The 12,781-nt window shown below is 60.9% G+C and carries 12 protein-coding genes; 6 read left to right on the plus strand and 6 right to left on the minus strand.

Translation table 11 applies throughout. The features are described from left to right. Positions 1–17: 17 nt before the first annotated feature. Complete coding sequence (locus tag CEC48_RS12635) at positions 18–743, plus strand: dienelactone hydrolase family protein (RefSeq protein ID WP_088424051.1); 726 nt, start codon at positions 18–20, stop codon at positions 741–743. 159 nt (positions 744–902) lie between these two features. On the opposite strand, the gene CEC48_RS12640 is transcribed toward CEC48_RS12635, so the two are convergent. Further along, entirely contained in the window at positions 903–1,163 is a 261-nt protein-coding gene (locus tag CEC48_RS12640) for a YebG family protein (RefSeq protein ID WP_010176960.1), read from the minus strand. A gap of 464 nt (positions 1,164–1,627) precedes the next feature. On the opposite strand from CEC48_RS12640, the gene CEC48_RS12645 reads away from it, so the two are divergent. Beyond that, positions 1,628–1,963, plus strand: a complete 336-nt coding sequence (locus CEC48_RS12645) for a DUF6124 family protein (protein ID WP_088424052.1) — start codon at positions 1,628–1,630, stop codon at positions 1,961–1,963. A gap of 283 nt (positions 1,964–2,246) precedes the next feature. Continuing rightward, entirely contained in the window at positions 2,247–2,735 is a 489-nt protein-coding gene (locus tag CEC48_RS12650; RefSeq protein WP_088424053.1) for a phosphate-starvation-inducible protein PsiE, read from the plus strand. Here the strand turns inward: CEC48_RS12650 and CEC48_RS12655 are convergent. The 3 genes from CEC48_RS12655 to CEC48_RS12665 all read right to left on the minus strand — a co-directional run bounded on the left by CEC48_RS12655 (position 2,732) and on the right by CEC48_RS12665 (position 6,081). Beyond that, positions 2,732–3,049 carry a DUF3509 domain-containing protein gene (locus CEC48_RS12655; RefSeq protein ID WP_088424054.1) on the minus strand — a complete coding sequence of 106 codons (318 nt, stop codon included), beginning with the start codon at positions 3,047–3,049 and terminating at the stop codon, positions 2,732–2,734. The genes CEC48_RS12650 and CEC48_RS12655 overlap by 4 nt on opposite strands. Positions 3,050–3,348: 299 nt before the next feature. Further along, positions 3,349–4,644 (minus strand): serine/threonine transporter, encoded by a 1,296-nt coding sequence (locus CEC48_RS12660; protein ID WP_088424055.1) that lies wholly within the window; start codon positions 4,642–4,644, stop codon positions 3,349–3,351. A gap of 60 nt (positions 4,645–4,704) precedes the next feature. Next, complete coding sequence (locus tag CEC48_RS12665) at positions 4,705–6,081, minus strand: L-serine ammonia-lyase (protein WP_088424056.1); 1,377 nt, start codon at positions 6,079–6,081, stop codon at positions 4,705–4,707. Positions 6,082–6,218: 137 nt separating this feature from the next. On the opposite strand from CEC48_RS12665, the gene CEC48_RS12670 reads away from it, so the two are divergent. Continuing rightward, positions 6,219–7,166 (plus strand): LysR substrate-binding domain-containing protein, encoded by a 948-nt coding sequence (locus tag CEC48_RS12670; RefSeq protein WP_010176953.1) that lies wholly within the window; start codon positions 6,219–6,221, stop codon positions 7,164–7,166. A gap of 211 nt (positions 7,167–7,377) precedes the next feature. Next, entirely contained in the window at positions 7,378–7,788 is a 411-nt protein-coding gene (locus CEC48_RS12675) for an HPF/RaiA family ribosome-associated protein (protein ID WP_088424057.1), read from the plus strand. A gap of 75 nt (positions 7,789–7,863) precedes the next feature. Here the strand turns inward: CEC48_RS12675 and CEC48_RS12680 are convergent, their stop codons facing one another. Further along, a complete protein-coding gene (locus CEC48_RS12680; RefSeq protein ID WP_088424058.1) occupies positions 7,864–9,372 on the minus strand; it encodes an MFS transporter in 1,509 nt (502 codons plus the stop codon). Positions 9,373–9,476: 104 nt separating this feature from the next. On the opposite strand from CEC48_RS12680, the gene CEC48_RS12685 reads away from it, so the two are divergent. Beyond that, positions 9,477–10,349 carry a LysR family transcriptional regulator gene (locus CEC48_RS12685; protein WP_088424059.1) on the plus strand — a complete coding sequence of 291 codons (873 nt, stop codon included), beginning with the start codon at positions 9,477–9,479 and terminating at the stop codon, positions 10,347–10,349. Here the strand turns inward: CEC48_RS12685 and fecA are convergent, their stop codons facing one another. Next, positions 10,350–12,695: a TonB-dependent Fe(3+) dicitrate receptor FecA gene (gene fecA, locus CEC48_RS12690; RefSeq protein ID WP_088424060.1), complete on the minus strand. Its 2,346-nt coding sequence runs from the start codon at positions 12,693–12,695 to the stop codon at positions 10,350–10,352. It lies immediately after the preceding gene. Positions 12,696–12,781: the final 86 nt, after the last annotated feature.

Genomic DNA, 12,781 nt, shown 5'->3' on the forward strand with positions numbered 1-12,781 from the left:
CCGAGACAGAGGTTTGGATGTCCAAACAAACAGCAGGGCGCTCCAGCGGGCGCATGATCAGCTTCAAACGCCCGGATGGCGCAGACGTCAACGGCTACCTGGCCAGCCCGGCGGTACTCGAAGGCGCGCCGGCGATTGTGGTGATTCAGGAATGGTGGGGCGTCAACGATCAGATCAAGGGTGTGGCCAATCGACTGGCCGAATGTGGCTATCGGGTGCTGGTGCCGGATCTTTATCGCGGCGCGTCCACGGTGGAAGAGGAAGAAGCTCATCACCTAATGGATGGGCTGGATTTTGGTGATGCGGTTTCCCAGGACATCAAGGGTGCTGTGCAGTACTTGCAGGCGGACTCGAAAAAAGTCGGCGTGACCGGTTACTGCATGGGCGGGGCGTTGACGCTGTTGGCGTTGAACGCGATCCCGGAATTGGCGGCGGGCGTGGTGTGGTACGGCTTCCCGCCGCTGGAGTATCTGGATGCGTCGAAGATCAAGGCGCCGCTGATGGGGCATTGGGGCACGCAGGATGCCTTCTTCAACATTGAAACCGTGGCTGAGCTGGAGTCAAAACTGCACGCAGGCGGTGTGGATGCGACCTTCCATCGCTACCTGGCGCACCATGCGTTTGCCAACGAAACCGCGATTGGCGATGGCCGTATTTCCGGCACGCAATACGATGCAGCCTGGTCGCAACTGGCGTGGGACCGGACGCTGACGTTCTTTGGCAAGACATTGTGGCAGGCATAAAACACACGGCATAACCCTGTGGCGAGGGAGCTTGCTCCCGCTGGGCTGCGCAGCAGACCCAAAAGCTTGGGAGCGCTGCGCACTCCAGCGGGAGCAAGCTCCCTCGCCACAGCAAGCTACCCCGCCACAACAAGCCCTTTCGCCACTACTGGCAATGCATCACTCAGCCTCTGGCTGCCCAATCTCCGCCAATGCACTCGCATTGTTCTTGAACGCCGCCGCAAACGCTGCGCGGTTCTTGGCCATGAAAATACCGGCATCTTCTGCCTGCTTCTCGCTCAAGCCTTCGACGTTTTTCAGCAGCACTTCCATCAGGGACTCTGCCAGTTCAAGCATCTGGTCGTGTGCGTCGGCAAGTTTGCGATCCACGAATGTAGTCTCCAGGTCACGGGTACTGCGATACAGGGTTTCAACAGCCATTTTTCGGCCTCGTCATCGGTGCAGTATTGAAGGGGGTAGCCCTTGGTTCGGGTGTCGCCAAGCGTTCGTGCGAATACTGTATTTATATACAGCTAAAAGCATAAGCCAATCCATGGGCTTTGGGTAGTGGCTTTTTAATGTAGTTGGAATACGGGGGTTTGCAGCAAGAGAAATTTCTGACAACTTGCCGGGGTTGCGCCGGCTTCGTCCGTTCGCTTACCTTCCTCGGGCGCTGCAAATGCAGCGGACGGGCTTGGCGGCTCGGTAACGAAAGGCGTAACAACGTCCCAACAAGATTGCAGACGCTTCGTGGCGTTTGTATTCCTGTGTCATGACGGGTTGCGCATGGACCCTTCGGGGTGCCGGTTTTCTTCTTTCGTACCGGTCCGCCAACCTTGTGCAATCCGTCACCCAATCTGCTTGGCGGCAGATGGGGACGGTTCTTAATACGGAAGAGTCTGACCATGAAAAAGATTACCCCGAGCCCGCCTTACGATTCACACACTGACATCCGTCTTCAAGCCGCAGCCAACCGCGCGATTGATCACTCTCTGCGCCCTGAAACACCTGAGCCACCTCCCGAACCCTCCTCGATTCTTTTCAGCGTTACGCCCAATGCCGACACGGAAACGTTACTCGCCAACGCCAGCGAAACCTTGAACAGTGCCCGTGAAATGGCCTGTAGCCTGGCTTTTGAGCTTGAGGGCCCACAGCGAAGTTTGCTTCTGGCGATCCATCAACTGCTCGAAATGAGTGGTTTATTGGTCGATCAAGCGTTGGATCAAGTCGCCCCGACCTGACCTAAATCACCCGGTCACCTGGATCGTTCCCACGCTCTGCGTGGGAATGCATACCGTGACGCTCCGCGTCACCTCTACCCGAAACCATGGGGCATGGGACGCGGAGCGTCCGGGGCGGCATTCCCACGCAGAGTGTGGGAACGATCATCAAGCAGCAAGATAAGTGCCTAATGTCACCCCGCCACCATCTCACTCCCTGTTCCCTGGCCTTTTTTCTGCATGCAGAGAAACCGTCACGTCCAACCCGCATTATCCGGTCGAGCCGACCTAAGGAAGCATCATCGTGAAAATCAACTGGGCTGAAAACCTGCGCAAGACCGTGCATCAACTGGCCGAGTCCTTGGGAAATCTGTTCGTCGAGACGTTCCACTACCTGGCGCTGTTCGCCATTGGTGCGGTGACCGCCTATGCAGCGGTGATGGAATTTCTGGGGATGCTGGAAACGGGGCACATCAAGATCGATGACATCTTGCTGTTGTTCATCTACCTGGAACTGGGGGCGATGGTCGGGATTTATTTCAAGACCAACCACATGCCGGTGCGCTTCCTGATCTACGTGGCGATCACGGCGCTGACCCGCCTGCTGATCTCCAACGTGTCCCACCACAACCCGCCCGACATCGGCATCATCTACCTGTGCGGTGGGATTCTGCTGTTGGCGTTCGCGATTCTGGTGGTGCGGTATGCGTCGTCGGCGTTCCCGTCGGTGAAGGTCCAGGGCCCGCAACGTAAAGACGAAGCGAACCTGGAAACCGAGAAGGGCGAGCTCTAAAACCCGGCGTTGAGCGGCGGCCTGCTGACCGGCGGCCGCTGCAATAGCTGGTGACTGTCCCCGTCGGTCATCACGGCCAATATCTCAATCGCGCTGTGGCCCTGCTCAATTGCAATCCCGAACTGCACGCTCTGCACCAGCCGTTTCAGCCGCTGCGGGTCGTTGCGTTGTTCGGCGCTGATCATGCGTTTGGCCACTACGCCGTCTTCATCGGACAGGGTCAGCATGATGCTGCCGTCCAGCCGCTGGATGCTCAAATTAACCCGGTATTTCGGGGCAAAGGTGTCGGTGATGATCTGAAAAGGATTGTCCATGGTGCGTTACCGCCTGATAAGAACATGCAGTCATTGACGACCGGTGTCGGGATTAGTTCGCGTTTCCTGACCACCGGCCATTCTCTCGCTGAGGTTTTCACAAGGTCCGTTTTCCTCCGTAGCTGTACAGCAAGGGGCGTGCCGTACAGCAATCTGCCTGCCATCGAATTACCCCGGTGGGAGCGGGCTTGCTCGCGAATGCGGTGTGTCAGCCAATGAATACTCAGCTGAAGGAACGCTTTCGCGAGCAAGCCCGCTCCCGCATTGGGTCGGTGGTGTTTTGAGCGCGGTGATCCGTTTCAGGGCATCACGGAAAAAACGATCGCAGACAGCGCAATCAACCCGATCAACACCACAAACACGTTGGAGGCCTGGCCCGAATACTGGCGCAAAGATGGCACTCGGCGAATGGCGTACATCGGCATCAGGAACAAAAGACAGGCGATGATCGGCCCGCCCATGGTTTCGATCATGCCGAGGATGCTGGGGTTGAAGGTGGCCACGGCCCAGCAGGTGAGCACCATGAACAGCGCGGTGCAGCGCTCCAGCCACTTGGCCGACATCGAACGGTTGCGGCCACGCAGGGATTTGACGATCAGGCCCTGGAAGCCTTCGCTGGCACCGATGTAGTGGCCCAGGAAGGATTTGGTGATCGCCACCAGCGCGATCAACGGTGCGGCGTAGGCGATCACCGGGGTTTGGAAGTGGTTGGCCAGGTACGACAGGATCGAGATGTTCTGCGCCTTGGCAGCCGCCAGGTCAGCCGGCGACAGCGCCAGCACGCAGCTGAAGCAGAAGAACATCACCGTCAGCACCATCATGCTGTGGGCCATGGCCAGGATGCCGCTGCTTTTGCGCTCGGCTTGCGGGCCGTACACGCGTTTCTGGTCGACGGCGAAGGCGGAAATGATCGGCGAGTGGTTGAAGGAAAACACCATCACCGGGATCGCCAGCCACAACGTTTTGAAGAACGCCGGCAGCGGCATGCCTTCGCTGGCGGAGGCGAAGAACGCGCCGTTCCAGTTGGGGATCAGGCTCAGGGCCAACAGCAGCAGGGCGGCGACGAACGGGTACACCAGCACGCTCATGGCCTTGACGATTACGCCCTGGCCGCAACGCACAATGGCCATCAAGCCGAGGATCAGCACCAGCGACAGGATCGCCCGGGGCGGCGGGGCCATGTGCAGTTGGTGTTCCATGAAGCTGGTCAGGGTGTTGGTCAGCGCCACGCTGTACACCAGCAAAATCGGGAAGATCGCGAAGAAGTACAGCAGGGTGATCAGCTTGCCGGCGCCGATGCCGAAGTGTTCTTCCACCACGTCGGTGATGTCGCCGGATTTGCCCGACAACACAAAGCGCGTCAGCCCACGGTGGGCGAAGAAGGTCATCGGGAAGGCCAGCAGCGCCAGCACGATCAACGGCCAGAAGCCGCCAACGCCAGCGTTGATCGGCAGGAACAAGGTGCCGGCACCGATGGCGGTGCCGTAGAGGCCGAGCATCCAGGTGGTGTCGTGTTTGTTCCAGCCGGTTGTTACGGTGGTCGTGGTCAGGTCTACAGCGGGATTTTCGGCAGCAGGTGTACGTACATCGGTCATCGTTATTGCCTCGTTATTATTTTTGCGCGGGCTCACGTTGGGGCGTTCAGGGAATGCTCCTCAGCATTCCACCCAGTTAACGGCCAGGCCGCCCCGTGAAGTTTCTTTGTATTTGTCGTGCATGTCGGCGCCGGTGTCGCGCATGGTGCGGATCACCCGGTCCAGGGAGATGAAGTGTTTGCCGTCGCCGCGCAGGGCCATTTGCGTGGCATTGATCGCCTTGACCGCAGCGATGGCGTTGCGCTCGATGCACGGCACCTGGACCAGCCCGCCGACCGGGTCGCAGGTCAGGCCGAGGTTGTGTTCCAGGCCGATTTCGGCGGCGTTTTCCAGTTGTTCCGGGGACGCGCCCAGTATGTCGGCAAGGCCGGCAGCGGCCATGGCGCAGGCCGAACCGACTTCGCCCTGGCAGCCGACCTCGGCGCCGGAGATCGAGGCGTTTTTCTTGCAGAGGATGCCGACGGCGGCGGCGGCCAGGAAGAAATTGACCACGTCATCGTCGGACGCGTCCAGGTTGAATTTCATGTAGTAGTGCAACACCGCCGGGATGATCCCGGCCGCGCCATTGGTGGGCGCGGTGACCATGCGCCCGCCGGCGGCGTTTTCTTCGTTGACGGCGAGGGCGAACAGGTTGACCCATTCCATGGCCGACAGGGTTGAAGTGATGACGTTGGGTTTGCCGATTTCCAACAGGCTGCGGTGCAATTTCGCCGCGCGTCGTGGCACATCCAGGCCACCCGGCAAGATGCCTTCATGGCGCAGGCCTTGTTCGACGCATTCACGCATCACCGACCAGATATGCAGCAGCCCGCTGCGGATCTCGGCGTCACTGCGCCAGGCCCGCTCGTTGGCCATCATCAATTCGGAAACCCGCAGGCCGTGCTTGTTGCACAAGGCCAGCAGTTCGACGGCGCTGGAGAAGTCGTAAGGCAATTGCACTTCGCTGGTCGGTGCGATGCCGGATTCAGCTTCCGCCGCGTCAATGATGAAACCGCCGCCCACCGAGTAGTACGTCTGCTCGCTCAATAGGCCGTTGTCACCATAGGCGTGTAGGGACATGGCGTTGGGGTGGTAGGGCAGGCTTTCATCCAGCAGCAGGAGATCGTGTTGCCAGTTGAAGGCAATTTGCGCACGGCCCGCGAGCAGCAAGTGGCCGGACTCGCGCAACTGCTGGATACGGGGGCCAATGCTGGTGGGGTCAATGCTGTCTGGCCATTCGCCCATCAGGCCCATCACGCAGGCGCGGTCGGTGGCGTGGCCCACGCCGGTGGCGGAAAGCGAGCCGTACAAACGCACTTCTACCCGACGGGTTTCGTCGAGCAATTGTTGGTCGGTCAGGGCTTGGGCAAAGGTCGCCGCCGCCCGCATCGGGCCGACGGTATGGGAGCTGGAAGGACCAATGCCTACCTTGAATAAATCGAAAACGCTGATAGCCATGCTAAAGCCTTACAAACAATGGAGTAGGAATCGCTGCCATCTTTTGTAGGACAAGCGGAATTGGCGCGATACTGAGCCTCTGGATCGGCACTGACCAACGAATTATCCTAAGACACCCTTTAGCAGGACTAAACCCTATGGCTCGCCCGCTTCATGGCCAGACCTACGTCTGGCTGCACGTTTTTTCCTGCGCTGCTCGGCATTTGTCGTTCACTCGCTGCGCCGAAGAACTGCACATCACGCCGGGGGCAGTCAGCCAGCAAATTCGCCAGTTGGAGGAGCGTTTGGGTTTCCGGCTGTTCCATCGACGCGCACGCGGGGTTGAGCTGAGCGCAGAAGGCCAGCGGCTGGCGATTACTGTGGGTGAGGCCTATGGCAGCATCGATGCCGAGCTGCAGCGCCTGGACGCCGGGATGATCAGTGGCACCTTGCGCCTGCGCTCGATCCCCTCGTTTCTCGGCAAGTGGCTGACCCCGCGCCTGCCGCGTTTGCAGCAACGCTTCCCGGACATTCAACTGCGCATGGTCGCCGAAGACAGCAGCATCGCCCTGCACGAGGGCGACTTTGACCTGGCCATCGACCTTAATGACGGCAGTTACCCCGGTTTGTTATCCACAGCCCTGTTGGACGAGCAGATCTTCCCGGTCTGCGCACCGAGCCTGCTGCGCGGTCGACCGCCACTGCATGGCCCCGCCGACCTGGTGCATTTCCCGCTGTTGCACGACATCACCGCCTGGCGTGGGAGTTATGAGTACGCGGAGTGGGAGTTCTACCTGAATGCCATCGGTTACGACGCCGCCGACGTACGGCGTGGGCATACCTTCAACCGCAACCACCTGACCATCGAAGCAGCGATTGCCGGCATGGGCGTGGCGATTGCCCGGCGAACGTTGCTCAATGACGAACTGGAGCGAGGCACGTTGATTGTGCCGTTCGGCCTGGCCGTGCCCAATCACAAACGCTACGTGCTGCTGTATGCGCCAGGCGCGCTGAGCCATCCGGGCGTGCGGGCGGTGCATGACTGGCTGGTGGAGGAAGCGGGGATTTTTCGCGGATTGCACCCGCTGGGAGAGGGGCAATTGTAAGGAAAGTGGTCGTAAGAAGATGTGACTAACTCCCCACCCTAACAGCGCTTTTGCTTGTTGTCAGACTTAATTTGTAATGTGGGATTTATCTTTGCAAAGGGCTTGAAATGTTCTTCTGTCTGCTCAATTGTGTAATCAGGAGGTCATGGTTTTCACCCATCCGGTGAAGCAGGAATGGCCTTCGGCGAGCTAGCTGAAATAAGGGAAAACTATGCAAATCCAAGTCAATAGCGATAACCATATTGAAAGCAGCATCCGACTGGAGGAGTGGGTACGTACCACCATTGAGAGCACGCTCGAACGTTATGAAGAAGATCTGACCCGCGTCGAGGTTTACCTGCGGGACGAGAACGGTGACAAGCCCGGTCCCCACGATCTGAGTTGCCGACTGGAAGCACGGCCAAAGGGCCATCAACCGATTTCGGTCCTCCATAAAGCCGATACGCTGGAACAGGCGATCGATGGCGCGGCCACCAAGCTGGAGCATGCCCTGGAGCATCTGTACGGCAAACTGCGTGGCAAACCACGCGCCGCCGGCCAGGCACTGCCTACCACCAAGGCCGATGAGGCCGAGCTTGAAGAGGAATTCCTGGAAAACGAACAGGCTGCACTCAACGGCTGATAGCTGATAGTTTTTTCAACCCCACTGAAAACGGGCCTGCAGATGCAGGCCCGTTTTCGTTTAAGGCCCGATGCGTCAGCGCGGGCTGCGGCGGAAAAAACCGCCGCTCAAGACCGCCAATGCGCACGCGCCCAACCCGGCATACGACATGGCCCAGCCGGCACCGCTGCGCAGCGCGGCTTGGGCGATCAGTTGGCCCTGCGGTAACACATCCAGTTTGCCGGCGGCGATGTCCTGGCTGAGCGTGGCCAGCTGTGCCGTGTCGGGCAATACGCCAGCCAGGTAGTGAGCGATCCCGAGTATCAACACCAACCCCATCAGCGCGATGTTGAGTGCCAGGGTGATCAGCCGTGCGCTGAAGTCGATGCCCGAGGCCATCCCCGCGCGGTCGGGCGAGACCGAGCCGGTGGTGGTATTGGTGGTGGGCGAGTTGGTCAGCGCCAGTCCGCTGCCGGCAATCCCACAGGCGATCAGGATCAATACCACACTGGGCTGGCCGCTATGGTTGATCGCGGCCATGGCCACAAATCCCGCACCCATCAGGCCCAGGCCCAGCGGGATGATGCGTTCGGCGCCGTAGCGCAGGGCCAGGCGTTCAGCCAGTGGCGGCACCACCAGCGTGGGCAGGGTGTAGGCGAGCAGGGCGAGCCCGGTGAGCGTCGTGTCGTAGCCCAGGCCGGCCTGGAAATACAGCGGCAGGTAGATCATGAAGGGCCAGAAGCTGAAGTTCATGCCGATCGAGCCCATCAGCGCGCCGTTGAAGCGCGGGAGGCGAAACACCGAGAAATCGAACATCGGGTGCGGGCTGCGCCGCTCAATCACGATGAACAGCAGCAGGCCGGCCACCGACAACCCGGCCCAGCCGAGCATGGCCGGTGTAGTAAAGCCGCTCGCGGTGCCTTGGATGATGAAGTAGACCAGGGCGAACACCGCCAGGGTCAGGGTGGCCATGCCGGCGATGTCGAGGCGATGGGCCGCCGGGTCGCGCGACTCCTGCACGCTGATGCGCAGCAAGGCCAGGGTGAATACGGTGAGCGGTACATGCACCAGAAACACCCAGCGCCAATCTGCGACCGCCAGGATCAACGCGCCCACCATCGGCCCGAAGCCCAGGCCCACACCGGCGATCACGCCCCACACCGCAAAGGCCCGCGCCCGCGCCGCCGGCTCGCGGAACTGGTGCGAAAGAATCGCGAACTGGCAGATCATCATCGCCCCGCCACCCACGCCCTGAACAAAACGCGCCGCAATCAGCGTGGAGGCATCGCCGGCCAACCCACAGGCCAACGAAGCCAACCCGAATACCCACAGGCACAGCACCAGCATGCGCCGCCGGCCAAAGCGATCGGCCAAGGTGCCCGCCGCCATCAGCACGCTGGTGCAGGCCAGGGTGTAGGCATTCATGATCCATTGGGCGTCCTGGAAGCCGGTGCCCAGTTGCTGTTCAAGGGTGGGCAGGATGACCGGCACGCTGGAAATCTCCAGCCCGAACATCAGTGCCACCAGGCACACGGCGGTGAGCGCCAGGCCATCTCTTGCGGTGCGCGGCGGGCTGATGGCGGATACAACGGCGTCGGATGGCATGGCCTCTTCCTTTCGATGGGGGAAGATGTCATTTTCACGGGAATCTGATTCTTTATTAGCGATACTTATTCCATCGATAAGGGATATAAGGGCGACAATCGACCATGGCCACCCCGCGTTTTGATGGTGTTGAACTGTTTTTGCAGATCGTCGAGAGCGGCAATCTGACTGAGGCCGCCGAACGGCTTAACCTCACGCGCTCGGCGGTGGGCAAAGGCCTGGCGCGCCTGGAGGCGCGGCTGGGTACGTGCCTGTTGCAACGCTCCACCCGCCGCCAGCGCTTGACCGAGGACGGGCAGGCCTATTACGAGCATTGCCTGCGTGCGCTGGCCGAACTGGAAGCCGCCGAATCGGTGCTGGAAAGTGGCCGCCAGCAGCCACGTGGAAGGTTGAGGGCGAGCTTGCCGCTGGCGTTCGGTCACCACTATGCGGCGCCTGCGTTGTGGGGGTTGATGGACCATTTTGCGCAACTGGAGATCGAGATTTCCTTCTCCGACCGACTGATCGACCTGGCCCAGGAAGGCTTCGACCTGGCAGTACGCATCGGGGCGTTGCCCGACACCGACCGTTTGAGCGCACGCCGCCTCGGCGAACAGGCCATTGCCCTGGCGGCCTCACCCGCTTATTTGCAGCGAACAAGTCGGATCGAATCCATCGAGGACCTTGCCGGGCATCGGGGCATTGCCTATCGCTGCAATGCCCCTTACCGGGAACGGGTGGCCTCGCCTTTGATACTGGATGACCTGCAGGCCGTGGCCGACGCCGCCATTGCCGGAGTCGGCCTGGCCTGGTTGCCCAGTTGGCTGATCGCCCACTACGTGCTGCGCGGGCAACTGCAAGCGGTACTGCCGGGCCACCGTGAGCAGCCGATGCCGATCCATGTTATCTGGCCCACGGCGACGCACATGCCAGCCAAGACCCGGTGTGCGATCGACGCGCTGGTGGCCGGCACACCTTCGTGCCTGGCGGGTAGCTGATCAGAACGCGATGGACGTCTGCACATACAGCGTGCGCGGCTCACCGACGTATTTGCCTTTGTTGTTATCGTCAAACGAGCGGGTGTAGTACTGCTTGTTGAAGATGTTTTTCACACCCACCGCCACGTTCAAGTCCGACAGCTGCGGGCCAAAGTCATACGCGGCGCGGCTGCTGAACAGCATGTAGCCAGGGATGCGTCCGGTGCTGCCGTCGGCGCTTTCAGCCTCGGTATTGGCATTGTCGGCGAACTGGCTGCTCTGGTAGCTGCTGTCCACATTCAACTTCCAGCGACCTTCGGTGTAGCCCACGCCCAGCGTGCCTTTGTGCTTGGAGGAGAAGGGCACGCGGTTGCCTTTGTTCGGGCCGTCTTCGCGGATGGTGGCGTCGACGTAGGCGTAGGTCGCGTACACATCAAAACCTGCGAGCGCCGGGCTTAAACCGTCGAGGGCATAGTTGATGCTGGACTCGATGCCCTGGTGACGGGTTTCGCCACGGGCGATCACGGTGTCGTTGGTCTGGTTGCTGTCGTACTGGTTGTCGAAGTTGATCAGGAACGCGCCGATCTCGGCCCGCAAGTTACCGTTGTCATAGCGCGTGCCGAGTTCCCAGGTACGGGCTTTTTCCGGTTTCACTTCGCCGCTGGTCACGCGGTTGGGCATCTGGCTGTACTGCACGCTGCCGAACGAGCCTTCGGTGTTGGCATACAGGTTCCAGTCGTCGGTCAGGTGGTAGAGCACGTTCAATGCCGGCAGGGCGGTGTTGTAGTCGCCCTTGTATTTGACGTTGCTGAGGTTGTTGGTCTGCTGGGACTCGATCATCTCGTAGCGGATGCCCGGGGTGATGGTCCACTTGCCGATATCAATCCGGTCATCGACGAAGAATGCATTGGCTTCGGTACTGCCCCGAGTGTCGCGGTCGTTGCGGCTGTCGGTGGTGGGCAGTTGCTGATTGGTCGCAATCGGCGTGCGGTAGCGCATTTCATGCCCGGCTTCGTTGATGTAGCGGTAGCCCACGCCCACTTCGTGGCTGGTTGGGCCGAGGTCGAAGCCTTGGGCGAAACGGGTTTCGAGGCCGCGCACCCAGTACTCGCGCGGCGACAGGGAAAGGAAGCTGCCCTGGTCCAGGTAACCACTGCGCAGGGTGGTGGTGAAGAAGCTGTTGACGGTGAATTCCCGGCGATCTTCCTGGTAGCGATAGCCCGCGTTGAACATCGTGCGGCGGCCCCAGAACTGGTCGTAGGGGCGGGTCGACTGATACGGGTCGGCCTTGTAGGCCGCAGTGCTCAAGCCACCGGGCATATCGGCCTTGCCTTCGTAGTACTGCGCCATGGCGTTGAAGCTGTTGGCGTCGTCCAGCTGGTATTTGCCCTTCAGGATCAGGTCGTCGATGCGGGTGTCGCTGTTTTCGCGCCAGTCACCGCCACGGGTGCCGGAATACAGGATCGCGCCGCCCAGGCCGTTGTCCGCTGTGCCGCCCGCCAGCAGGTTGCCGGTGGTCTTGAAGCCGTCGTGGCTGGAAGACGGGCTGGTTTCGGTCTGCAGGCCGCCTTTCACGGTTGGCGCATCGGGAATCGCGCGGGTGACGAAGTTGACGATGCCGCCGACGTTCTGCGGGCCATAACGCACCGCGCCGCCGCCACGTACCACGTCGACCGCGTCCATGTTGCCCATGCTGATGGGGGCGAACGACAACTGCGGCTGGCCATACGGCGCGAACGGTACCGGGATGCCGTCCATCAGCACCGTGGAGCGCGAGGCCAGGCGAGGATTGAGCCCGCGGATGCCGAAGTTCAGCGCCATGTCGTGGCTGCCGGTGCCGTTGTTATCCGGGGCGTTGACCCCGGGAATGCGGTTGAGCACGTCGCGGGCCTGGGTGGCGCCTTGGCGTTCGAATTCTTCGCGGCGGATCACGTCCCGTGCGCCTGGGTGTTCGAAAACATTGGTTTGTGCCGCATCCCCCAGCCAGTCGCCGACGACATTAGAGGTGCCCAGTTCTAGGTTGGCCGGAGCATTCGCCGGTTGCAGGCTGAAGGCATTGTTGCCCTCGGCGCGGGCTTGCAGGCCGGTGCCTTTGAGCAGGGCGTTCAAACCTTCTTCGGCGGTGTAGTTGCCCGACAGGCCGTGGCTTTGCACGCCGGCGGTGACGTGCGAGCCAAACGAAATCAATACGCCGGCCTCACGGCCAAATTGATTCAACGCCGCTTCCAGTGAAGTAGGGGCGATACGGTAGGGCTTGGCGTCGGCCGCGATCACGTAGGGCACGGCGCTGAAACTGAGGCTGGCCCCCAGCAACAAGTGGCGCAGGGTGCGGGCGAGGGGCGTCAGGCGAGTCGGTTGCTGGGGCATGAAGTGCGGTCCTGAGAAGGAAGGATCAAGGTGGCTTTCCTTCTCTGTCACGCGAGGGCTGGAAAACGGCTCACGGTTTTTGAAAA

It is taken from the genome of Pseudomonas sp. K2I15 (assembly GCF_002204795.1).
Classification (GTDB): Bacteria; Pseudomonadota; Gammaproteobacteria; order Pseudomonadales; family Pseudomonadaceae; genus Aquipseudomonas.